Source organism: Microbacterium sp. MPR-TSA4, from assembly GCF_058792815.1.
In genome coordinates this window covers 1-25453 of record NZ_JBXAFF010000040.1, presented here as the reverse complement: position 1 = coordinate 25453, position 25453 = coordinate 1, and the positions used below count along the sequence as shown (strand labels likewise).

Below are 25453 nucleotides of genomic sequence, written 5' to 3'. Positions count from 1 at the left end.
CACCCAGGCCTACCCCGCCCCGGATGCCCAGCCGACCGAGGTCTACCCGCCGGCCACCGGCGGCTACGGCGACGCGTACGTCGCGCCGACGGCGCCCCCGCTGCCTCCCGTGCCGCCCGCGGCAGCCCCGTACGGCCAGCCCGGATACGCGGCCGCGCCGTTCGGACAGCCCGGGGCGGTGCCGCCCGGCCCCGTCCCTCCGCAGCCGGGACAGCCCGACACCCGGTCCAAGGCGATCGCGTGGACGGCGCTCGGACTGGCGGCGGGAGGAACGATCCTCAGCCTCGTCGGCCTCGTGCCCGTGCCGTGGGTCGGCCTCGTGGCCGTGCTCATCGGCGGTCTGCTGCTGCTGGCGGGCTTCATCTTCTCGATCGTCGGGCTGGCCGGCAAGCGCTACGGCGGCAAGCCGCTGAGCATCACGGCGCTCGTGCTGTCGCTCGTGGGCGCGACGATCGGTGCGTTCGCCCTGATCTGGTCGATCGTGCTTCTTGGCCTCTCCGCGGCCGGGTCGTCGATCGACGACGTGCTGGCCCCCTCCGCGACGCCGTCGGCGGAGGTCACGCCCGGCGCCGGTCTGCCGACCGACGACAGCGAGGCCGACGCGGCCGAGGAGACCGCCGCCGAGCAGGCGTTCATCGCCGACGTCCGCCCGAAGGTCAACGACATCTTCGCCGAGGTCGACCCGACCGCCACGCCGGACGTCATCGAGGAGGTGCTCCCCGACGAGTCGCTCATCATCATCGGCCAGACGCTGCTGGTCACCGGAGACAGCGGCGTCGAAGACCTCGTCCAGCAGACCATCACCAGCATCGGCGCCGATGAGAGCGCCGCCGACCTGCTGCGCACGCTGTACCAGGAGATCCTGGCCTCCGCGAAGACCTACCTGCAGTAGCGCTCAGCGCGCCTCGCGCGCGCTCTCGGCCGAGGGCCGGGCGGCATCCTGACGGATGACGCTCGGCCCTTCGTGCGTCGAGGACACGAGGATCTGGGCGGGCAGCTGCTCCTTCATCGCCTCGACGTGGCTGATGACGCCGACGGTGCGCCCGCCCGCCCGGAGGTCGTCGAGGGTGCGCATGGCGAGCTCGAGCGTCTCGGGGTCGAGGGAGCCGAAGCCCTCGTCGACGAAGAGGGTGTCCAGACGGATGCCGCCGGCGCGCGAGGTGACCACCTCGCCCAGACCGAGGGCGAGGGCGAGCGAGGCGAGGAAGGTCTCGCCGCCAGAGAGAGACTGGGGCGAGCGCAGTCGGCCCGTGTGCGCGTCGAGCACGTCGATGCCGAGTCCCGATGCCCGTCCGCGGGCGGCACGGGCGTCGGAATGGTGCAGGGTGTACCGGCCCGACGACATCTCGGCGAGCCGGACGTTGGCGGCGGCGACGATCTCCTCGAGCTCGGCGGCCAGCACGAACGTCTCCAGATCCATCTTCATCGTGTTGGGCGCGCGACCGGCGACCGTGTCGGCCAGGCGGATGACGGCGGCGGCGTCCTCGCCGCTCTCCTGCACCGCGACCAGTGCCGCATCGACCTGCCGCAGCAGATCGTCCAGGCGTGCGGCGACACCGTCCGCGCCGGTGTGCGCGGCGATCGCCTCGGCGCGGGCCGCGTCCGCCGCGGCCGCGGTCTCGGCGGAACGAGCGAGCGCCTCGGCATCGATCTCGTCGCCGACGGCGTCGAGCTCGAGCTCGAGCAGCCGTGCCCGCGTCGCCGTCAGCCGGGCCGCGTGGTCGGCGACCTCGGCGTCGAGCTGCGCGATGCCGGCGTCGTCGAGGAGTGCCGCACGGACCGCAGCGGCATCCGCGAACGGCGACGACGCGAGGCGGGTCTCGAACTCGGCCGTCGCGGCGTCGCGGACGCGGAGCCTCTCATCGCGCGCGGCGACGGCGGCCACGACGGCGCGCGCCCGATCCCGTTCCGCCGCCGTCGCGGCGATCCGCGCGGCGACGCTGTCGAAGCCCCCGCGCCCCTCCACGACGGCTGCCGTCAGCCGCGCGATGTCGCTCTCGAGGCCGCGGAGCCGTTCGCGGGCGGCGGCGAGGTCGTCGGCGACGCGCGCGCGTTCGGTCTCGGCGAGGGCGGCGGCGGCATCGAGCTCGCGGCGGCGGGCGTGGAGCTCGTCGAGCAGGGCAGCGGCCTGCGCCGCCGCGGCGGCGACGGCGGCGGTGCTCGCGAGCTGCTCCTCGGCCGAGGCCACCTCCAGGCCCGCGGCCTCCGCCCGGGCCTGAGCCAGCTCGTCGCGCACGCGGGCCGCCGCTTCGCGGGCGGTCCCCTCGGCCGCGACGGCGGCGTCGCGCGCGCGCTCGGCGGCGGCGAGCACCTCGTCCGTCACCGGCTCGTCGCCCCTGTGTGCGGGACGGGGATGGGCCGTCGAGCCGCAGACCGCGCAGGGCTCGCCCGGGACCAGAGCGGCCGCGAGCTCGCCCGCGGCCCCGGCGAGTCGCCGGCGCAGCAGGGCGCCGACCTCGGCCGCCGCGGCCTCCGTCGCCGCCGACGCCCGGGCGTACGCGGTCTCGGCGCGGGTCAGCGCGTCCGTGTGCGCCTCGGCGCGGCGTGCGGCGTCGAGCACGTCACGGAGCCGTGCGCGCTCGGCGTCGAGCTCGTCGCGGCGCGCCGCACCGGCCTCCGCCCGGACGATCTGCTCGTCCAGGGCGGCGCGCGCGGCCGGCACCCCCGCGCGCCGCTCGTCGAGGGCGTCGCACGCGGCGCGGAGGTCGGCGACGACGCGCGTCGTCGCGACGTGCGCGGCCGCCCGCTCGTCGAGCTCGCGCTCGTGCACGGCGGCGGCCTCCCATCGCACGAGGTCTCCGGTGAGGGTGTCGACGAGCGCCGCCACATCGGCGTCGGCGTCTCCCCCGCCGTCGGTCCATCGTCGCCAGGCCGCCGCGGCATCCGCCGCGGCCGTCGCAGCGGCACGGTCGGCGCGCTCCGCGGCATCTCCCGGCGCCCGCAGCAGTGCGGCGGCCCGCGCGTCGGCGAGGCGCCGGCGGTCGGCGTCGACGGCGGCGGAGCGCTCCTCGAGCCCGCTCAGCCTCTCGCGGAGCGCCGCGCGCTCGCGCCCGCGCTCCGCGCGCGCCTGCAGAGCGGCGTGCGCGGCCGCCGCGGCCTCGGAGGCGGCGTCGGCGCTGCGGCGTGCGAGGTCCGCCTGCTCGACGCGGTACTGCGCACGCTGGAGCGCCCGCTCGGCGGCGGCCCGCCGCTCGGGCAGGGGCGCGTCGGCCGCGCTCGCGCCGTCGGGGGGCTCGAGACCGTGGGCGCCGATGAGACGCTCGGCCTCGCCCAGGAGGGTGCGGGCCCGTCCGTCCACGGCCTTCAGTGCATCGGCGGCGTCGCGGCGGTGCTGCTCCAGGTCGTCACGGTAGCGCTCGAAGCGCCGTGTGCCGAAGAGCGTGCGCAGCAGCGTCTGGCGTTCGTCGCCCGGAGCGAGCAGGAACCGCGAGAACTTGTTCTGCGCCAGCAGGATGACCTGCTGGAACTGCGCGGCGTTCAGCCCCAGCACCTCCCCCAGCGCCTCGCCGACGGTGCGCGGCTTGGCGGCGCGGCCGACCCAGACGCCGTCGACGAGCTCGTCGAGCTCGGCGCGGGCCGGCGCCGTCGTCAGACCGCCGCCGCGCTTGGCGGGACGGTCGTACTCGGGAGCCCGCGTCACCCGCCACCGCCGCGCGCCCACCGTGAACTCCAGCCGCACCTCGGTGGGGTCGGCGGGGTGGGCGTGGTCGCTGCGCAGCCGCTTCTCGCCGCCCTCGTAGCGGGGCACGGTGCCGTAGAGGGCGAAGCTGACGCCGTCGAGGATGCTGGACTTGCCCGTGCCGGTGCGCCCGGAGATGAGGAACAGGCCGTCGTCGTCGAAGGCGTCGAAGTCGACCACCTGCGTGTCGCGGAACGGACCGAAGCCGGTGAGCTCGAGCCGGTGCAGCTTCATGACCGTCGCTCCGCGCGCCGGAGGAGGATCACGCGAACGCCTCGACGCGGATGCGCTCGTCGAGGACGTCGCCGAGGAGCTCGCGTTCGCGCGCCGTCGCGCCCTCGCCCTCCCGCACGTGCGTGAGGAAGGCGTCGACGAGCTCGGCGTCGCTGCGCGCGGCGCGCACGCGCTGGGAGTACGAGCGCCCGTCGTCGCTGCGCACCACGGCCGGAGCGTGCACGACCTTGGCGCAGAACGGGAACCGCTCCTGGAGGCGGCGCAGCGGATCGCGCTCGGGCAGCGCGTCGGTGTACTCGACGCTCACCCACGCGTCCTGCGCCGCGGCGTGCGCGGGAGAGGAGAGGATCTCGGCGAACGGGCCGCGCAGCGTGACGAGCCGGCGCGGCACCGGCAGCGCGAGCCACGTCGCCTCGGCCGCACCCTCGGCATCCAGCTCGACCAGCCACGACCCGCGCGGCTTGTCGCCCTCGCCGAAGCTGTAGTGGAGGGGGGCGCCGGCGTAGCGCACGTGGGGGGCGAGCCGCTGGCGGCCGTGGATGTGTCCGAGCGCCGCGTAGTCCACTCCGTCGAACACCGACAGCGGCACGACGTCGAGCCCGCCCTGCTGGATGTCGCGCTCGAGGTGAGGGGTCGGCTCGACGCCCGCGGCGAAGCAGTGCGCGATGGCGACCGCGCGCCCGCCCCGGATGGCCCGGTCGGCGCGCACCCGCTGCATCGCGTGCCCGAGCACATCGGCGTGCGTGCGCGCCTGGGGCCACGACGCGCGCAGCAGCGCCGGCTCGAGGTAGGGGATGCCGTAGAAGTGCACCGGGCCGTGCGCATCGGACACGGTGATCGGCTCGTCGAGGCGCTCCGGGTCGGTGCGCACGTGGATGCCGTCGCGCAGCAGGCCCGCCTGGAAGCCCAGACGCGCGGCCGAGTCGTGGTTGCCGCTGGTCACGATGACCTGGGCCCCGGTGTCGGCGAGCGCCCGGAGGGTGTCGGAGAGGAGCGTGTAGCAGGCGGCGGCCGGAGCGGCGGAGTCGAAGACGTCGCCGGCGACGATCACGACGTCGACGTCGTGCTCGCGCACCTGTCGCGTGAGCGCCTCGAGCACCCCGCGGAGCGCGTCGAGCGTGGAATGACCGTGGAAGGTCCGCCCGATGTGCCAGTCCGAGGTGTGCAGGATGCGCATGACTCCACGGTAGGCGGAGCCGGCGACATCGCCCGGAAGGCCCGCGGCGGAGCCCTCAGTCCTGGGCTGCGCGGCGTCGCACCCCGAGATCGATGACACCGATCAGCAGGGCGATCGCGACGAAGACGCCCACCGCGACCATCCCGTACGCGTACGCGTTGTGGAAGACCTCGAGCCCGTCGTGCCCCTCGCCCTTCTCCCGGTAGATCGTCGAGTAGAACAGCGACAGGCCGATCGCCGTGCCGACGGCGGTCCCGACGCGCTGTCCGAGCTGGCCGACGGAGCCCGCCAAACCGCCGGCGCGGGTGGGGATGTCGGCGAGGGTGAGCGTCTGGTTGGGCGCGACCACGAGTCCGGCGCCCGCACCGGCGACGACCATGACCGCCGCCATCGCGTACTCGACGACCCCGGCCGGCACCGTGTAGGCGACGACGGCGAGGGCCGCGACGCTGACGAGCACGATCACCAGGCCCCACACCACGAGCGGCCGCCCGAGCCGCGCGACCAGGTTGCCCCCGAACCAGGCGGTGATCGCGCTGGCGACCGCGAAGCCGATCGAGACCATGCCCGCGAACACCGGCTCGGTGCCGACCCCGGTCTGCAGGAACAGCGTCGTGAGCAGGAACATCGCCGGGATCGCGGTGAAGTAGGTCGTGACCACGAGCGTGCCGTTGCGGAAGGACGAGATCGAGAAGAGCGAGAACGGCACGAGAGGCGACCGGCCGGATGCCGCGTAGCGCCGCTCCCACCACGTGAACGCGGTCACGAACACCACGAACAGCACGAGCGACCACCACCGACGCGGGTCGTCGCTCGGAGCACCGGTGGTGAACAGGAACGGCCACATGAGCGTGATGATCGTGAAGGCCAGCAGCACGAGCCCGACGGGATCGAGCTGGAGCCGCCCGGGCGTCGAGCGGCGGGTGCGCGGCAGCAGTCCGAGCACGCCCGCGATCACGAGCGCGCACAGCGGCACATTGATCCAGAAGATCCACCGCCAGCCGTCCTGGGCTCCGCCGAGCGCGATCATGAGCCCGCCCAGCGTCGGGCCGATCGCCGTCGCGATGCCGATCGTCGCGCCGAACAGGCCGAACGCGCGCCCGCGCTCGGCGCCGACGAAGATCTGCTGGATGGTCCCGAGCACCTGGGGCATCTGGATGCCGGCCGCCAGTCCCTGCACGAGGCGGCCCGCGATGAGCACCTCGATGGTGGGCGCGACGGCGCACACGATGCTCGTGACGAGGAACAGGCTCAGCCCGACGAGGAACAGGGTCTTGCGGGAGCGCTGGTCGCCGAGGCGCCCGAAGGGCACGAGCGCCAGCCCGAACATCAGCACGTAGCCCGAGACGACGATCTGCAGCTGCGTCGAGCCGGCGCCCAGCGCCTTCTCGATCGAGGGCAGCGCGACGTTCACCTTGCTCAGATCGAGGATGGTCAGCGCAGCGACCGAGACGCAGACCCAGAAGGCGCGCCACCGCTGAGCGCTGTCGAGGGGGATGCTGGCCGTTGCGGGACTCGTCACCGTCCCACGCTAGCGTCCCTGCGCGGCGGGGCGGCCGCGGAACGGGAAGAGGGGTCCGCCTCGCGGCGGACCCCTCCCCTCAGGCGATCAGCGGCAGGAGGCGGCCGCCACCGTCGCCGTCTGCACCGTCGACGACGCGTTGCCGGCGGCCGTGGCCGTCACGGTCACGGTGTGCGCCGCCAGCGCGCTCTCGCGCGTGGTGAACGTCGTCGACACGCTCTTGCCGGCCGGGACGGAGACCGTCTTCGCGCCGGACGGGCTCGCGAGCGCCGCCGAGACCGCGACGGTCTCGTTGTTCGTCACGGTGACGACCTCGACCACCTTGCCGAGCACGCAGCGCGTCGTCGCGGCGACGGCGATGCGCGGCCCGAACGAGACGGATGCCGACGTCGACGCGCTGACCAGCCCGTCGCGGTAGCCGTCGTAGTGCGCCGTGACGGCCGAGACCGTTCCGGGCACCTCGACGTGGGCGGCACCGTCGGACAGCGCCACGGTGGCGCTCCAGCCGCCGCCGGAGAAGGTCACCGTGCCGACGACGTCGCCGCCGTCCGCCGCGGCGACGCGCGCCGTGACCTCGCGGCCCTGGGCGCTCAGCGTGGTGGTGGAGGCCACCGCGGAGACGCCGGTCCACGCGTGCATCGCGTCGAGCACACCCTGGGTGACGCTCACGAACGCGCCGTGCCGGGGGCTGGCGGGCAGGCCGCCGGTGGCCCGCACGTTCCACGTCGACCGCTGCGACAGCCGGTCGCTCTGCGTGCTCGAGGCGATGGCGCCGCCGCTCGTGAGGAAGGCCCGGTAGCCGCCCGCGCCGTAGTTGTCGACGAGGAAGACGTAGCCGTCGCCCGTGTTGTTGGGGTCGCCCTCGTTGAGCTTGACGATCTCGGGGCCCTCGCCCGCCTGCCCGGTCTCGAGCGAGGTCATGTGCGTGTCGACCAGCTGCCACGTCGTCGACGGGTCGGCCGTCCAGCTCGACGCGGTCGTGGGCGCCGTGAGCACCTTCGAGCGCTCGAGGAAGATGTCCTTGCCCGCCTCGAGGGTGCCGGCGGCGCCGCCCTCCTCGTTCTTGGTGAAGCGGTAGTAGTAGTCGCCGATCTTCGTGACGGTCGAGTCGATGCGGGCGTAGCCGGTGTCCTGCCAGCTCGTCGGCGGGTACGTGAAGGTGCGGAAGTCCCGCGTCAGCACGTAGAACATGCGCGCATACAGGTTGTCGCTGTTGGTGTGGCTGGCATCCGAGTACAGCCGCGACGCGAAGAACACGACATAGGACTGCAGGTCGTCGTCCCAGTACGCCTCGGGCGCCCAGGTCATGCCCGCCGCCGGCTGGTTGACGGTGATGCCCGTGTTCTCACCGTTGGTGCGGCTCCAGGTGACGAGGTCGGTCGACTCCCACACCTCGATCTTCAGGCTTCCCGCCGACTGGGCGGGGCCCCAGCCGGTGCCGCATCCGATGCACAGGTCGGTCGCGACCATGTAGTACTTGTCGCCGTCCTTCGAGCGGAGGATGTACGGGTCGCGCAGGCCCTTCGTGTCGGCGGTGGAGGTGATGACCGCGTTGCCGCCGTTGACGGGCGAGAACGTGAAGAAGTCGTTGCCCGACGTGGCCGCCTGGTAGATCTTCTCGTCGCTGTCGGACTTGAAGTAGGCCGCCGCGTAGCCGGCATCCGGAGCCCAGCGACCGTGCTCGGCGACGGTCACGGTGAAGCTGCGCTCCGCGGTGGCGCCGTTGAGCGTCGCGTGGGCCGTGAGGGTCGCGGTGCGGTCGCCCGCGCCGTAGGCGGGCCGCGCGACGATGCCGCCGCCGCGGTACGGATCGGCCGCGCCGACCGCCGGTGCCGTGTAGCCGGGGTCGGTCGGCGTCACCAGCGACGCGTCCGAGGAGGTCCACGTGATGGCGGCGCCGTTGACGGCGCCCTTCGTGGCCAGCGGGAGGTTCTCGGTGGTGCGCGACGCGAGCGTGATGGCGTCGAGGTCGGCGGCGACGCTGGGCGCGAGCACCGTCACGTCGAAGGTCAGCGTGCTGGACAGGCCCGTCTGCGCCGTCAGGGTGACGGCCGTGTTCGCGCCGATGGAGCGGGAGACCACACCGGTGGTCGACACGACCGACGGGTTGGAGGAGGACCAGGTCAGGGAGACGCCGTTCACCGTCGCCGGCAGCGTCAGGTTCGACGACACGCTCGAGAGCGAGGCGTTGGAGCCCAGCATCTGCGCGAGGACGTCACCGCGCAGCAGCGCCGACGTGGTCGCGCTCTTCTGCTGCGCCGTCGGCATGCTCGCCGACACGTCGGAGGACGACAGCGCGACGTCCCAGAACTTGACGTCGGACACGTCCGCCTTCAGCAGCGGGTCGCCCTGGTAGAGCGAGCGGCCGAGGTAGCCGAGCACCGAGCCCGTCGGGATGATCGAGCTGAGCGAGAGCGCGTGCGTGAGCGTGGAGATCTGCACGCCGTCGCGGTACAGGGTCAGCGTGCTGCCCGAGCCCACCATCGTCAGGGTCGTGAAGCCGGGGTTGAGCCCGCCGCCGGCCGGCAGACGGCTCTCGCCGTTGCTGCCGCCGTTCTTGACGCGGATCGCGGACAGCACCTGGTCGGTGTAGCCGCCCTGGGCCGAGCGGGGGCTGAGGAAGATGTGGTTGCCGAGGGCCGTCGTGTTCCACGCGCCCACGCCGTCGCCGATGACCCAGCCGAAGTGGTTCGCGGAGGTCTGCGTGGACACCGTGTACTCGACCGTGAAGTCGTTGTCCGCCGCGGTGATGAGCCCCGACGGGAGGGACGCGTAGCCGTCGGCGCGGAAGCGCAGGACGGCGTCGCCGCCCGCGTCGGCGAAGGAGCCGTCCGTGAGGCCCGTCAGCGTCGCGTTGCGCCCGTTGCCGGAGACGTCGAGCAGGGTCGTGCCGCTGTGCGACATGTCGTAGTGCGCGGTCGGGGCGGGCACGCCGGCGGCCGACGCGGCACCGGGGGTCGCGAGGCCGACGCCGGTGAGCGCGAGCACACCGGCGAGGGCGGCCGCGACCGCGCGGCGGGACGAACGCCCGGATGCCGCGGGGGCAGGCGGGAGCAGTGCTGATCTCATCGTCGAGACCTTTCTCTTTCGGGTAGGTGGTGTCGAGGGCGGGCGAGGGGGCTCAGAATCCCTGGGCCAGGCGGTAGTAGGCCTGGTTCCAGCGCAGCTCCTTCTGGAAGCCGCGGACGGTGGTGTCCTCGTCGATCACGAGGAGCTCGGTGCCGGCGATGTCGGCGAAGTCGCGGAAGACCTCGATGCCGACCGCCGTCGTCATGACGGTGTGGTGCGCGGCGCCGGCGGTCAGCCAGCAGGCGGCGCTGGTCGCGAAGTCGGGCGCCGGCTTCCAGATCGCGCGTCCGACCGGCAGCTTCGGCAGGTCGGGCGCGTCGACGTTCTCGACCACGTTGGCGACCAGCCGGAAGCGGTCGCGCATGTCGCTCATGGCGACCACGACGGCGGGGCCGGGGTCGGCGGTGAAGACCAGACGCACCGGGTCGTCCTTGCCGCCGATGCCGAGCGGGTGGATCTCCAGGCGCGGCTTCTGGGTCGTCAGCGACGGCGAGACCTCGAGCATGTGCGCGCCGAGGATCTTCTCGTCCCCGGCGACCAGGTCGTAGGTGTAGTCCTCCATGAGGCTCGCACCGCCCGGCAGGCCCGCGCCCATGACGTTGGCGACGCGGACGAGGATCGCGGTCTTCCAGTCGCCCTCGGCGCCGAAGCCGTAGCCCTCGGCCATGAGACGCTGCACCGCCAGACCCGGCAGCTGCGTCAGCGCGCCGAGGTCTTCGAACGAGGTCGTGAAGGCGCCGAAGCCGCCGGCTTCGAGGAAGGTGCGCAGTCCGATCTCGATGGCCGCGCCGTCGCGCAGCGACGCGTGGCGCTCGGCGCCGGGTCGCAGCTCCTCGGCGACGTCGTACTCGGCGAGGTACACCTGCACCAGGGCGTCGATGTCGGCGTCGGATGCCGCGGCGACGGCATCCGCGAGCTCGTTCACGCCCCACGTGTTCACCTGCACGCCGAAGCGCAGCTCGGCCTCGGTCTTGTCGCCCTCGGTGACCGCGACGTAGCGCATGTTGTCGCCGAAGCGGGCGAGCTTGAGGGTGCGCGCGGCCTGCCATCCGGCGGCGGCGCGCTGCCACTGCTCGATCTGATCGCGCACGGCGGGGTTGGAGACATGACCCACGACGGTCTTGCGGGCCACCCCCAGCCGGGTCTGGATGTAGCCGAACTCACGGTCGCCGTGGGCGGCCTGGTTCAGGTTCATGAAGTCGAAGTCGATGTCGTTCCAGGGCAGCTCGACGTTGGCCTGCGTGTGCAGGTGCAGCAGCGGCTTCTGCAGTGCGTCCAGGCCCGCGATCCACATCTTGGCGGGGCTGAAGGTGTGCATCCAGGCGACGACGCCGATGACGGAGTCGTCGCTGTTGGCGTCCAGGGCCAGGCGGCGGATGCTGTCGGAGTCGGTCAGCACCGGCTTCCACACGACGCGCACGGGCAGCCCCTCGAGACCGGCGGCGACCGCCTGCGACTGCGCGGCGACCTGCTGCAGCGTCTCCTCGCCGTACAGCCCCTGGCTGCCGGTGACGAACCAGACGGTGTAGTTCTCGAGAGTGGTGGAGAGGGTCATGATGTCTTTCCGGTCGTGGGGACGGGGGTGGGCGGCCGCGAAGGGGCGCGGCCTCAGAGAGCGGTGACCGCCGCCGCCTCGACGGCGAGGCCGGCGCGGTAGCGGTCGAGATAGCGGGCGAATCCCGCGACGTCCGCGGGATCGGGGTCGACGACGGCGGCCGCGGCATCCGCGAACACCACGGCGTCCAGGTAGGCGCCGAGGCCTTCGGCGGCGCGCGCCGCGACCGCGCGACGGAAGGCCGCGAGCACCGCGATGCCCCACGCCCCGCCCTCGGATGCGGTGTCGCCGACGGCCACGGGGGCGTCGAGGGCGGCCGCGAGGAAGCGCTGCGCGACGCCGGCGGTGCGGAAGACGCCGCCGTGCGCGTACATCCGGTCGAGCGCGACGCCCTCCCCGTGAAGCACCGTCATGCCCAGGGCGAGGGTGCCGAACACGCCGTAGACCTGCGCGCGCATGACGTTGGCCAGGTCGAACGTCGATTCCGGCGTGCGCACGAACAGCGGGCGCCCCGCCGTGAGGCCGGCGATCGGCTCGCCCGCGAGGTGGTTGTAGGCCAGCAGTCCGCCCGCGTCGGCATCGCCCTCGAGCGCCTCGCGCAGCAGGACCTCGAACACGGCGTCGTCGTCGAGGGGCGCTCCGGATGCCGCCGCGAACCGGCGGAACAGGCCCGCCCAGGCGGCGAGCTCGCTGGCGCCGTTGTTGCAGTGGACCATCGCGACCGGGTCGCCGGCGGGGGTCGTCACGAGATCGAGCTCGTGGTGACGCCCGGCGAGCGGCCGCTCCAGGACGACCATGGCGAAGATGCTCGTGCCGGCGCTGACGTTGCCGGTGCGCGGAGCGACCGCGCCGGTCGCGACCATGCCGGTGCCGGCGTCGCCCTCGGGCGGGCAGAACGGCACGCCCGGCCGCAGCGCGCCGCGGGGATCGAGCAGCGCCGCGCCCTCGGGGGTCAGCGACCCCGCATCGGCGCCTGCGGGCAGCACCTCGGGCAGCAGGGAGCGCAGCGGCGGGAGGGCGGCGCCCTCGCGCGCGATGAGCGCGTCCACGCGCGCGACCAGGCGCTCGTCGTAGTCCGCCGTGTCCGCGCCGATCGGGAACACGCCCGAGGCGTCTCCGACGCCCAGGACACGCCGACCCGTCAGGCGTTCGTGCACGTAGCCGGCCAGCGTCGTGACCGCGGCGAGCCGCGCCACGTGCGGCTCGCGGTCGAGCACCGCCTGCCGCAGGTGCGCGATCGTCCAGCGCAGCGGGATGTTGACGCCCAGCAGCTCCGACAGCTCCGCGGAGGCCGGACCCGTGCTGGTGTTGCGCCAGGTGCGGAAGGGCACGAGCAGCTCGCCGTGCGCATCGAAGGCGAGGTAGCCGTGCATCATCGCCGAGACGCCGATCGCGCCCACGGTCTCCAGCCGCACCCCGTACCGGCGCTCGACGTCGGCGACCAGGTCGGCGTAGGCGTCCTGCAGTCCCGCCCAGACGGCGTCGAGCGGATAGGTCCAGCGGCCGTCCTCGAGACGGTTCTCCCACGCGTGGGCGCCGACGCCCAGCACCGTCGCCGGCGCATCGGCGTCGACGAGGCAGGCCTTGATCCGGGTCGAGCCGAACTCGATGCCGAGGCTGGTGCGACCGGCGCGGATCGCCTCCGCGAGGACGGTGTCACCCGTGGTGGTCATCGCCGTTCGTCCGTTCCCTGCCCGTAGACGTTCTGATACCGGTTGTAGAGCGCGTCGATCTTCTCCTGCGGGATCGGGATGAGCTCCCCCGCCTGGCGGGCGATGTGCACGGTGCGGGCGACGTCCTCGCACATCACGGCGGCCTTGACGGCATCCTTGGCGTTGACGCCGATGGTGAAGGGACCGTGGTTCTGCATCAGCACGGCGCGGCTGCGGTGGCCCCGCAGGGTCTCCACGATGCCGCGGCCGATCGAGTCGTCGCCGATGATCGCGAAGGGGCCGATGGGGATCGGTCCGCCGAACTCGTCGGCCATCGCCGTGATGACGCAGGGGATCTCCTCGCCGCGCGCCGCCCAGGCGACCGCGTAGTCGGAGTGGGTGTGCACGACACCGCCGACGTCGGGCATGTTCCGGTACACGTAGGCGTGGGCCGCCGTGTCGCTCGAGGGGCTGCGGTCACTGCCCGGCGTGCCGGGGACGACGGCGCCGTCGAGATCGCAGAGGATCATGTTCTCCGGCGCCAGGTCGTCGTACGAGACCCCGGAGGGCTTGATGACGAACAGGTCGCTGTCCGGAACCCGTCCCGACACGTTCCCGCCCGTCCAGACGACGAGGCCGTACCGCACCAGCTCGCCGTGGAGGGCGGCGACATCGGCGCGCACCGCATCGATGCGCTCCTGCAGCGCGGCGTCGATCACGACCGCGCCCTCGTGCCCGCTCATCCGCTCCTCCGCTTCGTGAGGACCCGCTGGAGCAGGACGAAGGCCAGGAGGATGCCGCCGGTGATGATCGTCAGGTACTCGGGCTTGATGGAGCCGTCCTTCGTGATGATCATCCACAGCGCCGCGAGCACGAGCGTTCCCACGACGGAGCCGAGCACGTAGCCGACGCCGCCGGTCAGGAGGGTGCCGCCGATGACGACCGCCGCGATCGCATCGAGCTCCCAGCCGATGCCGGTGACGTTCTGGGCCTTGCCGCCGACCTCGGCCGTGTAGACGACCGCCGCGACGCCGGCCAGCGCGCCGCTGATCACGTAGATCCAGACGCGGGTGCGGGCGACGGGCAGGCCCATCAGCTGAGCGGACGACTCCGCGCCGCCGATCGCGTAGACGGTGCGTCCGGTGCGGGTGCGGTGCAGGAAGAACACGGCGGCGATCACGATGATCACGGCGACGAAGAAGCCCGGCGTGAGCACGAGGTCGTTCGTCTTGACACCGTCGATGAGCTTGAAGTCGGTGGCGAAGAGGCGGATGGGCGCGTCGTCCGGGGCGTGGACGGGCACCGTCGAGAGCATCGAGGCCAGTCCACGTGCCAGGAACATCATCGCCAGCGTCGCGATGAACGGCTGCACGTTGAAGTACTGGATCAGCACGCCCGAGACCAGTCCGAACAGCGCACCGAACACGATCATCAGCACGATCGCGAGCCAGCCGTTGACCCCGATGCCCATGAGCATGACACCGGCGACCGAGGTGAAGGCGACGACCGCGCCGACCGAGAGGTCGATGCCGCCGGAGAGGATGACGATCGTCATCGCGACGGCGAGGATGATCGTCGGCGCGAAGCTCACGAGCAGGCTCGACATGGTGCCGAGGTGGAAGACGCGGCCGTAGGCGAGCTCCGCGTACACGAGCATGCCGATGAAGAGCACGACGGCGGCGAGGGTCGGGATCAGCGACTGGCTGCGCCCCCAGAGGCGCGACCAGGCCGTGCCCCGGGGCGTGGCGATCGCCGCGGTGCCGCCCGCGGGCTCCGGCGCGGTGCGTTCGCGGGTGGTGGACGCGTCGCTCATGCGACGACCTCCTTCGGCTGCGTGGACTCGGAGAGGGGGGCCTCGGGGGTGCGCGAGCGGTCGCCGCGACGCAGCACGAGGGAGCGGATGCGCTCGGACTGCAGCAGCACGAGGGCGACGATGACGATGGCCTTGAAGGCGGGGGTCGCCGCCGCCGAGACACCGAGGAAGAGCACCGTCTTGTTGAGGGTGGCGATCAGCAGGGCGCCGACCGTCGACCCGACGATCGAGAACTTGCCGCCCGCGAGCGAGGTGCCGCCGATCACGACCGCGAGGATCGCGTCGAGCTCCATCTGGTAGCCCGTCCCCGACACGTCGACGGTCATGACCTCCGACACGGTGAACAGGCCGCCGACCGCGGCGAGCGCCGCCGACAGCACGTACACCGAGATGAGGATGGGCCGCGGACGGATGCCGGCGAGGCGGCTGGCCTGCGGGTTGATGCCGATCGACTCGATCATCAGCCCGAGCGCGGTGCGGCGCATGACGAGCGCCACCAGGATCACGATGGCGATCGCGAGCACGAAGCTCAGCGGCAGCCCGAGGAACTGGCCGTTGGCCAGGGCCCGGAACGGCGCGTTCTCCGCGTTCGTGTTCTGCCCGCCGGTGATGACGCGGGCGATGCCGCGGCCGGCGAGCATCATGACGAGCGTGCTGATGAACGGCTGCAGGCCGATGACCGCCACGAGGAAACCGTTGACCGCGCCGAGCACCACGCCCAGCAGCACCGCGAGCCCGATGGCGGCGAACATCGCCCCCACCGAGGTGGGCTGGCCCAGGCCGCTCAGGGTGACCATGGCGATCGCGCCGCCGACGGCCATGACCGAGCCGACCGACAGGTCGATGCCGCTGGTCGCGATGACGAAGGTCATGCCGAGCGCGATCATCACGATCGGCGCCGACACCCGCAGGATGTCCAGCACGTTGCCCGAGAGCTGACCGGTCGTGGGGTTCACCCCGACCGCCAGGTAGGACGGGTCCTTCAGCGTGTTCAGGGCGAGCAGCAGGACGATGCCGACGATGCCCCAGAACCACGGTGTGCGCACGAGCGCCCTCAGACGGTTCATGCCTGTTCTCCTTCGACCTCGTCGGCGAGGGCGTCCGCGCGGGCTTCCGCCGCGGCATCCGAGTCGGCGGCGATGATCGAGACGATCCGTTCCGCGGTGACGTCGGGGCCGTTGACGACCTCGCCGACCTTCTGGTGGTCCTTCATGATGACGATGCGCTCCGAGAGGCGGACGACCTCCTCCAGCTCCGAGGAGATGAAGACGACGCTCATGCCGCCCTCGGCGAGCTCGGCGACGGTCTCCTGGATGTCGGCCTTCGCGCCGACGTCGATACCGCGCGTGGGCTCGTCCAGCAGCAGCAGCTCGGGGTCGGTGGCCAGCCAGCGGCCCAGCAGCACCTTCTGCTGGTTGCCGCCGGAGAGCAGACGGATGGGACGGTCGGGATCGTTCGGCCGCACGCTGAAGCGCTCCATGTAGGTCTTCACGAGGCGGTCGACCTCCCGCGCCGGCACGCGGCGCAGCCACCCGCGCTGGGCCTGCACGGCCAGCATGATGTTCTCGCGGATGCTGAGGTCGCCGACGATGCCGTCGTCGCGGCGGTTCTCGGTGGAGTAGGCGATGTGGTGGGCGAGGCCCGAGACCGGAGAGGTGATGCTCGCCTTGGCGCCCTTGAGGCGGACGCTGCCGGCATCCGGCTTGTCGGCGCCGACGATCAGGCGGGCGAGCTCCGTGCGGCCGGAGCCCAGGAGGCCCGCGAAGCCGACGACCTCGCCCTTGTGGATCTCGATGTCGGTGGGTGCCAGGGCGCCCTTGCGCGCGATGCCCTCGGCCGCGTAGACCGGGGTCGCGGTGCGGTCGCGGTCATCGACCTGACGGTTGGAGCCGAGCGCGCGCAGGGCGCCGAGGTCCTTGCCGATCATCTTGGAGATCAGCTCGGTGCGGTCGAGGTCGCGCTTGAGGTACTCCCCCACGAACCGGCCGTTGCGCAGCACCGTGATCCGGTCGCTGATCGCGTACACCTGGTCGAGGAAGTGGGAGACGAAGAGGATGGCGACGCCCTGGTCGCGCAGCTGTCGGATGACGCCGAACAGCGTCTCGACCTCGGCGGCGTCCAGGCTCGAGGTCGGCTCGTCGAGGATGAGCACCTTCGACTTGGTGACCATCGCGCGGCTGATCGCCACGAGCTGCTGGAGGGCGATCGAGATCGACTGCAGCGGGGCGCGGGGGTCGAGGTCACCCAGCCCCATGTCGGTGAGGACCTCGCGGGCGCGGGCGTGGGTCTTGCGCCAGTCGATGCCGAAGACCGAGCGGGTCTCGTGACCGAGCATGACGTTCTCACCGATGGTGAGGTTCGTGCAGAGGTTGACCTCCTGGTACACGGTGGAGATGCCGGCGGCCTGCGCCGACGCCGTGCCGGAGAAGCGTCGCTCCTCGCCGAAGACGAGGATCGAGCCGGAGTCGATCTGGTAGACGCCGGTCAGCGCCTTGATGAGCGTCGACTTGCCGGCGCCGTTCTCGCCCATGAGGGTGTGGACCTCGCCGGGCAGCAGACGGAAGTTCACGTCGTCGAGGGCCTTGACGCCCGGGAACGTGATCGACGCGCCGCGGACTTCGACGATCGGGAGGGGTTCGGTCACCACGTGCAGACTTCCTCGTTGAATGGGTGGGTCACCACTGCGGGTGGATGGTGGGACGGGGACCGCCGCGGGCGGCGATCCCCGTCCCCGTGTGTCGAGCGGGCTCGGTGGCGCGGCTTAGAAGCCGAGGCCCTCGTCCAGGGCCGTCTGCGCGGCCTCCGGCGAGTCGAACGTGGCGCTCTTGACGATGATGGTCGAGTCGACCGTCTCGCCGGCGAGAGCCTTCTTCACGGCGTCGACAGCGTCGGTGCCGAAGAAGGGGTTGTACTGCGCGACGAAGCTCAGGTCACCCTTGGCGAGGGCCTCCAGGGCGCCCTTGGTGCCGTCGATCGTGGCGATCTTGACGTCGGTGCCGGGCTTGAGGCCCGCCGCGGTGACGGCCTGCGCCGCGCCGATGCCCATCTCGTCGTTCTGGGCGAAGATGAACTGGATGTTGTTGTTGTTGGCCTTGAGGACCGTCTCGATGACGGACTTGCCCTCGTCGGTCTTCCAGTTGGCGGTCTGCGCACCGACCTTGTTCCACCCGGACTTGCCGGAGATGGCCGCGTCGAAGCCCTCGTTGCGCTCGTTGACGACGGACAGGCCGGGCACGCCCTCGAGGACGAAGTAGTTCGCTCCGCTCGGGAAGGTGGTCGCGGCCCACTCGCCCACCGACTTGGCGACCTGCGTGTTGTCGGGCGCGATGCGGGTGACGTAGAGGTCCGACGGGGCGTCGACGCCGCGGTCGAGGAGGATGACCGGGATCTCGGCCTCCTTAGCCTTCTTCAGCTCGTCCTCCCAGCCCGACGCCTCGGTCGCGGTGAGGAGGATGACGTCGACCTCGTCGTTGACGAAGGTCGAGAACGCGTCGAGCTGCGACTTCTGGTCGCTGGGGCTCGCGGCGGGGGCGTACTTGAGGTCGAAGCCGGCGTCCTTGGTGAACGCGTCCTTGATGGCCTGCTCGTTGGCGTTGCGCCAGCCGCCCTCGGGACCCACGGCGACGAAGCCGACGGTGATGGTGTCGCTGCCGGCGGCGGCGCTACCGGTGCCGGCAGGCTCCGAGCCGCCCGAGCATGCGCTCAGCCCGACGACCATCGCGCCGGCGGCTGCGACCGTGAGCAGTCCACGGAATCCGCGCTTGCTGATGTCCATTCTTTCTCCTCCTTGAGAGTCCTCCGCGACGATTGCGGAGGATGTGTGTGGTGCCCCGGGGGGCGCATGGGATGCTGCAGGACGATTGTGCGCGCTAACAATTGGCGAACACAAGCCCGGATCGCGGTTTCCGTGACTTTCGTTACCTGTTTGTTACCGCGAACACGCGCGGCACGCGGCGGGCGTCGACGGGGTCAGCGCGCGGGGGGCGCCGTGGAGGCGCGCAGGACCAGCTCGGGGGCGATCAGGGCGTGCATGGCGGTGTCGTCGCCGTCGATCGCCGCGATGATCAACCGCAGCGCGAGAGCGCCCAGCGAGGCGAAGTCCTGACGCACCGTCGTCAGCGGCGGCAGGAAGTGGCGCGCGTCGGGAAGGTCGTCAAACCCGATGACGCTGACGTCCTCCGGCACGCGCAGACCGCGCTCCACGAGCCCGTGCACCGTGCCGAGCGCCATCTGGTCGTTGGCGGCGAACACGGCCGTCGCGGCGCCCAGCTGGCGCGAGCGCCCGATCTCGTAGCCGCGGTCCGACGTCCAGTCCCCCGGGACCATCGGTCCCTCGGGCAGGCCCGCCGCCTGCAGCTCGTCGCGCCAGCCCTGCCAGCGGGCGCGGGCGTCGTACCAGTCGAGCGGGCCCGCGACGTGCGCGATGGTGCGGTGCCCCAGGCCGACGAGGTGCGCCACCGCCATCCGCGCGCCGGTGTACTGGTCGACGGCGACCGTGTGGAGGTGGGGGTCCGGCTCGGCCTTGATGACGAGGGTCGGCATGTTCGAGCTGTGCTCGCGGAAGAGCTCCAGCGCGGAGGAGCGCGGCGCGATGACGCACAGGGCGTCGATGCCCTGCGCGACGAGATCGCTGATGCCGGTCGAGATGGTGGCGGCATCCTCGTCGGACGTCGAGAACACGCTCACCGAGTACGCGCTCGCGCGCGCGGCCTCCTCGATCGCACGCAGCGTGCTGTTCGGGCCCCACTGGACGGGGCTGTCCACGAGCACGCCGATGCGCATGGACCTGCTCGTCGCGAGAGCACGCGCGATCGAGCTGCGCGTGTACTGCATCTCATCGATCGCCTGCAGCACGCGCACCCGCGTGGACTCACGGATGTTCGGATGCCCGTTGAGCACCCGTGAGACCGTCATGTGCGAGACGCCGGCGTGGTTGGCGACGTCGTAGATGCTCGGTTTGGCCCATCCGCGACCGTTCTGGTCAGCCATCTGCGCCCCTCCCCTGAGAAAGCTCCGCATCGGCCACCTGCCGGCGCGACCGTTCCGATGGAGTCGTCACGCGCTCGGGAGCGGATGCCTCATCGTTTCACACTCCATCCGGAGCGCCACCGCCCGACGCGCCGCGCCGGCGCCGGGAGCGCAGCATCATCGCCGCGCCGGCGAGCACGACGGCCACGCCGACGAGGCCGAGCTCGATCGGCGGAGTGCCGCCGGTCGCGGGAAGGGGTGTGCCGGGGGCGGGCAGCGGGGCGATCACGACGTTGACGTTCACGCCCAGGCCGTTCGGATCCGCGACCGGGTCGAGGGGGATGTCATCAGCCACGGGGGGCCTCCTGGTTCAGGTCCGCGGCCGCCGCGCGACGGCCTTCCTCGTGCGCCTGGGCGACGAGCTGATCGATCCGGCGGCGCGATCGTGTGCGCCCCCAGAACAGGGCGAAGACGAGGAGGGCGATGCCGAGGAGGACGATCGCCTGGGGGGCCGGTAGCGCCCACAGCGACGCCTCCGCCGACGTCGGCGCCACGGCGGGGGTGTCGCCGGCGATGGTCACGGCGCGGGGCACGAGCGAGACGGTGGCCGGGACGTAGACCAGCGGCCACACGCCGTCCACCACCACCCGCATCGTCCGCCGGTCACCCGGCAGCAGCTCCGTCGCCGACTCCCCCTCGGCGGGGAACGACACGGTGCGATCGCCCACCGAGACCGTGCCGGCCGCCACCAGCCGGGTGTTGCCGGCGTTGGCGACGTCGAAGGTCACGACCGCCGTCCCCGGCCGCAGCGGGTTCCAGTCGATGTCGTACGAGGCGGCGGTCGCGTCCAGTGCGGCGGCCGGAGCGATCTCGCCCGTCACCCGCGTGAGGACCCGGAAGCCGACGCGGCTCTCCACCCCGACGCTCGCCCCGCCGTCGGCGCGCCGCACCGACAGGACGCTCGCCGTGATGCCCGCCGCGTGGTCGCCCGGTTCGGCGGTGGCGGGCACGGCGATCGTGAACGGGACGACGACGGTCGCACCGGCGGCGACCGTCACGCTCTCCGGGACGGAGATCCAGGTCCCGGCATCCACCGAGGCCGTGCCGTCGGCGAGGATGTCGAAGCGCCCGGCGGGGGTCGTGAACCCGTCCGCCGCGGTCAGGCGGAAGGTGACCTCGGCATCCCCGACGTTGCGCACGGCGAAGTGGTCCTCGACGCTCTGGCCGGGGTCGAGACGCACGTCGACGGTGCGACGGCCGTCGGGACCGGAGGCGTCCGCCGGCACGACCGACCACCGCACGTCCGGCGCCGCGTCGTCCGCGTGCGCCGGAGTCGGCAGCAGGATGCCGCCCACGAGCGCGGCGAGCCCGAGTGCCGCGGCGGCGAGCGCCGCCGCGCCACGGGACGGCGTCCGCGTACTCACCCGCACGCCTGTGCGGCGTAGGCCGCGGTCTGCGGCGCCGCGACGTCCGACCCGCTGCGCGCGGTCACCGACACGGTGCCCGCGGTGGTCGCGGCGGCGCGCGTCGAGACGGCCCACGTGACGGTCGCCCCGGCGGCGATCGAGGAGTAGGCCTTGCTGCCGAACGCGGTGGTCACGTCCGCGGAGATCGCGGCGCTCTCGAGATTCTTGGTCTGCACGGTGACGTAGACCTTACCGGCGACGCAGCGCGTCGTGGCCGACACCGAGATGCGCGGTCCGACCGCGACGGTCTGCGGCGCGACGCTCTCCAGCGTCGGGGTGATCGTCTTCATCAGGCCGTCGGGACCGAACTCCACCCGATCGATCGTCGTCTCGCGGTGCGTGCCGTCACCCGACGGCAACGCGAACCGGTGATACGCGATGTACCAGTCGTCGGTTCCCGGGACGTTGATGATGGAGCTGTGCCCGGTGCCCTTGATGCCGAGGGACAGGTCCTTCTGCAGGATCACGCCGCGGTAGGTCCACGGGCCGTTCATGCTGGTCGCGGTCGCGTAGCCCACCCGGTAGTTCTCCGAGCCGGTGTCGTCGATCGAGTAGGTCAGGTGGTACAGCCCCTGCCGGTAGTTGAAGAAGACGCCCTCCCGGAAGTCGGTCAGCCCGTTGATGCGCTGGTACGTGCCGGGCTTGATCGACACCATGTCGTCGGAGAGCTCCGCGAGCACCGGGCTCCCGTTGCCCCAGCCGAGGTAGTACTTGCCGGTGACCGGGTCGTGGAAGGCGGCCGGGTCGATCGCCTGACCCGACGTGATCGCCTCGTTGTTGAGGATCATCGCGGTGGTCTTCGCCACGAACGGCCCGGTCGGGCTGTCGGCGACGGCGACCCCGATGGTCTTGCGGTCGTACGTGGGGTTGTGCCCGGAGAAGTAGAAGTAGTACTTGCCCGCGCGCTCGATGATCGTCGGTGCCCACGCGTTCCCCGTCGCCCACGGCACGGTGCCATTGACGCCGTCGAGGGTGAGGATCGGCTGCGCCGAGCGCTCCCAGTCGACGAGGTTCTTCGAGCTCCAGACGTAGAACGTGTTCCCGCCCCAGCCCGGCACGCCGTCGCTGGTCGCGTAGATGTAGTACGTGTCGCCGAAGACCGCGATGTTCGGGTCGGCGTAGAGGCCGGGCAGCACCGGGCTCGCGACGACGCGCGCCTCGATCGTCCAGGCCGTCGTCGCGCCCGTTCCGGTGGTCACCGTGTAGGTGACCGGCGACGACAGGTCGACCGTCGTGCCGCTGGCGGGCGACACCGTGGCGGTGGACACGGTCGTGAACGTCGGCGCGAGGCGGGTGAGGTCGGTGCCCTTGACCACCGGCAGGATGACGCGGTGCGCCGCGGCGTCGACGATCGGCGCCAGCTTCAGGGCCTCCGGCTGGGCGAGCGAGACGTCCAGCAGCCGGTCCTCGATGCCCGCGTTGGCGAGGATCTCGGTCTGCGACAGCGCGCGGTTGTAGACCCGCACATTGTCGTAAGCGCCCTGGAAGTAGCCGTCCGCGCTGTAGAGCGATCTGCCGAGGTAGCCGACCAGATCGCTGCCGAGCTGCGACACCGTGGCGCCCAGGGCCGTGTTCTCCCCGAGCAGCGCGCCGTCGGCGTACACCCGCATCGTGCTCTTGTCGAAGACGAGGTCCAGTCGATGCCACTGCCCGGCGCTCACGCTCCCGGTCACGGCCGACTCCGCGGTCCACGAGTTCTGCGTGATGGCCGTGCGCACGTCGCCGCCGCGCAGGCGCAGGAAGGCGTACCGCGTCGAGTCCGTTCCGAACGCGAAGGTGAAGAAGTTGCCGCTGGATTTCTCCGACTTCACGTCGAGGGACACGGTCATCGTGTCGCGCCCGTCGAAGAAACCGGTCGGGAAGGAGGCGTAGCCCCCGCTGGCGCCCGTCAGACGCAGCACGGCACCCCGGTCGGGGTCGTCGACGACGGCCGCCGTGCCGTGGGCGGTCAGGTCGGCGTCGCCGACCTCGTCCGCCAGTGAGCCCCCCGTGAAGGAGTACTGCGCGATGGGTCCCTGCTGCGGCTGCTCCGGCGTCGTCGCGTCGTCGCCGTACGCGGCGAGGAGGCGCGCCTCCTCGGCGGCGGACAGACGCAGCACCGAGCCGTGCCGGAACGGCTTGTCGAACGAGTACTGGTCCGCGCCGGTGCCGGCGCTCAGCTGCGTGAACGACAGGCTCGCCAGCGACGAGGTCGTCTGCGCGTAGTACCCGTTCTGGTCGCCCATGACCGCCCAGCCGCCCTGGGGCAGCGGGTAGACGGTGAGGCCCTCCATCGAGGCGCGCAGACCGTGCGCGGCGGCATCCCCGCGCTCGATGACGCGGGTCCAGGGTCCGTCGAGGCTCGTGGCGGTGTCGACGACGGTCATCCAGTCGGACGTGGAGAAGCGGTAGTAGGTGTCGCCCTCCTTCGCGATCGTCGAGTCGATGATGTTCGGACCGGACTGCCCGTCGCCCTTGTCGTTGAGGGAGGTCCAGATCACCGGCTCGGTGAAGGTCACGAAGTCGCGCGTCTTGGTCAGGTACATCCGCAGCGCCCAGTCGGACGTGCCGTTGTCGGTGCGGTCGCGCGCCGCCCAGTACACGTAGTACTCGCCGGTCGCCTCGTTGTAGGTGGCCTCGGGCGCCCAGACGCATCCGGCATCGTCGAAGCCCGCGAACACGATGCGCTGGTCGCTCCAGGTCACGAGGTCGGTCGACTCCCAGACGACGAGGTTCTTGCTCGCGTTCAGCTGGTCCCACCCGGAGCCGCCGGCCCCGCCGCCCTCGGCGTGGAGGTCGGTGCCGATGATCCAGTACTTGTCCCCCTCCGGCGATCGCACGAGGTGGGGGTCGCGCACGCCGAGGTCTCCGGCGAGGTTGGCGAGGATGGGCTTGTCGTCGTTGAGCTTCGACCAGTGCAGACCGTCGGTGGAGTGCCCGAAGAAGATCTTCTCGTAGCCCCCGCTCGTGGCGAAGTGGGTCCACAGGTAGCCCGCGGAGTAGTCGGTGTCGAGGTTCTGCGGAGCCGCGGTGACGGTGACGTCGATCGAGCGGACCGCGCTCGTGCCGGGCACGGTGGCCGTGAGGGTGACCTGGCGGGTCGTCGCGCCGCGCGTGACGACGCCGCCGGCGGCGGCGCCCTGCGCGGTGGTCGTGATGATGCCGGCCGGCGACGCCGACCAGGCGATCGTGCTGCCGTTGACCGCGCCCGCCGCGGGCAGGGTGATGTTGCCGCGGATGTCCTGCGCGCCGGGGATCGAGAGGGCGTCGAGGTCCTGCTGGGCGCGCGCCGTCGCATCGGCCGCCGGCGAGACGGTCGCCGCGAAGGCGCGGGTGGCGGATGCCGCCCCGCGCGTGATCGTCGCGGTCAGGGTGACGGCGGCGGGAGCGCTGCCCGCGGCGGGGCGGGTGACCGCGCCGGCGGGGGTGATCACGGCGGGGTCGCTGGACGCCCAGGCCACCTGCGAGCCGTTGAGCCCCGTCGTCGGCAGGGTGAGGTCCGACGTCACCGCGCCGAGGTCGCCGAGGGCGAGCGCGGCGCGGTCACGGGCGACCCGCACGTCGTCGGAGGGCGCGAGGGCGGCCGCCTCCGTCGAGGTGAGGGCGTGGTCGTAGATGCGGACGTCGCGGAGGCTCCCGGCGAGGGTGCGGTCGGCGGTGTACACGGACTTGCCGAGGACGTTCGCGGCCGTGAGGCCGCCGCCGATGGATGCCGGGGTGAGGGTCACACCGGACTGCTGGGCCACCTGCACGCCGTCGAGGTAGAGACGTGCGGTGTCGGTGGCGTCGTCCAGGGTGTAGGCGATCGTCTTCCAGACGTCGCGGGGCAGGTTCTGGCCGCTGGAGACCGTCTGCTCGGTGCTCCAGTTGCCGCTGGCGATGCTCGCGCGGTAGCCGTTGCCGCTGGAGAAGAGGTAGCCGTTGCCCACCCCGCCGGCATCCGTGTTCCCGAACCCGTAGATGAAGTAGGGCGTGCCCTGCTCACCGCGGATCAGCACGTCCGCGCTGATCGTGATGGACGTGAGACCGGCCAGGAGGTTCGCCGGCAGCGCGACGTGATCGTCGACGCCGTCCAGTCGCACGCCCTCGCCCCCGGTCAGGGTCGGACCGCCCACGTAGCGGCCGTCGCGCGCATTGCCGGAGGCGTCGCGCGCGACGGTCCCGGAGGTGTCGTCCAGCGGGTAGTGGGCGACCAGTCCGGTCGCCGCGGTCGCCGGGGCCGCCAGGCCCACCACGCCCGCGACGGACATCGCGAGGGTGGTGGCGGCGGCCAGGATCCTGATTCGGGGCGTCGTGCGCGTCATTGCGTCTCCTGGGGGTGAACGGGGTGGAGCGGGGG

Annotated in this window: 16 protein-coding genes; 1 reads left to right on the top strand and 15 read right to left on the bottom strand. The window is 72.2% G+C overall.

Going from position 1 to position 25453, the window contains the following annotated elements; translation table 11 throughout:
- Positions 1-892 (top strand): hypothetical protein (locus AC1Q49_RS13375; RefSeq protein WP_492492714.1); only part of this gene is annotated, 892 nt, incomplete at its 5' end.
- A gap of 3 nt (positions 893-895) precedes the next feature.
- Here the strand turns inward: AC1Q49_RS13375 and AC1Q49_RS13370 are convergent.
- The 15 genes from AC1Q49_RS13370 to AC1Q49_RS13300 form a co-directional block, all read right to left on the bottom strand.
- Positions 896-3913, bottom strand: coding sequence for an AAA family ATPase (locus AC1Q49_RS13370; RefSeq protein WP_492492712.1), 3018 nt, complete (start codon positions 3911-3913; stop codon positions 896-898).
- A 28-nt stretch (positions 3914-3941) separates the two neighbouring features.
- Positions 3942-5090, bottom strand: coding sequence for an exonuclease SbcCD subunit D (locus AC1Q49_RS13365; protein ID WP_191007932.1), 1149 nt, complete (start codon positions 5088-5090; stop codon positions 3942-3944).
- Between the two features lie 55 nt (positions 5091-5145).
- Complete coding sequence (locus AC1Q49_RS13360; protein ID WP_061781973.1) at positions 5146-6612, bottom strand: MFS transporter; 1467 nt, start codon at positions 6610-6612, stop codon at positions 5146-5148.
- Positions 6613-6699: 87 nt separating this feature from the next.
- On the bottom strand, positions 6700-9681 hold the full coding sequence (locus AC1Q49_RS13355) for an immunoglobulin-like domain-containing protein (protein WP_492492709.1): 2982 nt from the start codon (positions 9679-9681) through the stop codon (positions 6700-6702).
- 52 nt (positions 9682-9733) lie between these two features.
- A complete protein-coding gene (araA, locus tag AC1Q49_RS13350; RefSeq protein WP_060959390.1) occupies positions 9734-11236 on the bottom strand; it encodes an L-arabinose isomerase in 1503 nt (500 codons plus the stop codon).
- Between the two features lie 53 nt (positions 11237-11289).
- Positions 11290-12909: a xylulokinase gene (locus AC1Q49_RS13345; protein ID WP_492492707.1), complete on the bottom strand. Its 1620-nt coding sequence runs from the start codon at positions 12907-12909 to the stop codon at positions 11290-11292.
- Positions 12906-13631, bottom strand: a complete 726-nt coding sequence (locus AC1Q49_RS13340) for an L-ribulose-5-phosphate 4-epimerase (RefSeq protein WP_060959388.1) — start codon at positions 13629-13631, stop codon at positions 12906-12908. The genes AC1Q49_RS13345 and AC1Q49_RS13340 overlap by 4 nt, the downstream gene beginning before the upstream one ends.
- Positions 13628-14701, bottom strand: a complete 1074-nt coding sequence (locus tag AC1Q49_RS13335; protein ID WP_060959387.1) for an ABC transporter permease — start codon at positions 14699-14701, stop codon at positions 13628-13630. Before AC1Q49_RS13335 ends, AC1Q49_RS13340 begins: the two co-directional genes overlap by 4 nt.
- Positions 14698-15768 carry an ABC transporter permease gene (locus AC1Q49_RS13330; protein ID WP_060959386.1) on the bottom strand — a complete coding sequence of 357 codons (1071 nt, stop codon included), beginning with the start codon at positions 15766-15768 and terminating at the stop codon, positions 14698-14700. The genes AC1Q49_RS13335 and AC1Q49_RS13330 overlap by 4 nt, the downstream gene beginning before the upstream one ends.
- Entirely contained in the window at positions 15765-17348 is a 1584-nt protein-coding gene (locus AC1Q49_RS13325) for a sugar ABC transporter ATP-binding protein (protein WP_101305589.1), read from the bottom strand. The genes AC1Q49_RS13330 and AC1Q49_RS13325 overlap by 4 nt, the downstream gene beginning before the upstream one ends.
- Positions 17349-17462: 114 nt before the next feature.
- The gene (locus tag AC1Q49_RS13320; protein WP_060959384.1) at positions 17463-18476 is read right to left on the bottom strand and encodes an ABC transporter substrate-binding protein; all 1014 of its coding nucleotides are present in this window, start codon (positions 18474-18476) and stop codon (positions 17463-17465) included.
- 194 nt (positions 18477-18670) lie between these two features.
- Positions 18671-19690: a LacI family DNA-binding transcriptional regulator gene (locus AC1Q49_RS13315; RefSeq protein WP_060959383.1), complete on the bottom strand. Its 1020-nt coding sequence runs from the start codon at positions 19688-19690 to the stop codon at positions 18671-18673.
- A gap of 97 nt (positions 19691-19787) precedes the next feature.
- Positions 19788-20024 carry an LAVTG motif-containing sortase-dependent surface protein gene (locus AC1Q49_RS13310; protein WP_101305588.1) on the bottom strand — a complete coding sequence of 79 codons (237 nt, stop codon included), beginning with the start codon at positions 20022-20024 and terminating at the stop codon, positions 19788-19790.
- Positions 20017-21093, bottom strand: a complete 1077-nt coding sequence (locus tag AC1Q49_RS13305; RefSeq protein ID WP_492492702.1) for a hypothetical protein — start codon at positions 21091-21093, stop codon at positions 20017-20019. Before AC1Q49_RS13305 ends, AC1Q49_RS13310 begins: the two co-directional genes overlap by 8 nt.
- Complete coding sequence (locus tag AC1Q49_RS13300; protein ID WP_492492700.1) at positions 21090-25418, bottom strand: family 43 glycosylhydrolase; 4329 nt, start codon at positions 25416-25418, stop codon at positions 21090-21092. The genes AC1Q49_RS13305 and AC1Q49_RS13300 overlap by 4 nt, the downstream gene beginning before the upstream one ends.
- Between the last annotated feature and the right edge of the window lie 35 nt (positions 25419-25453).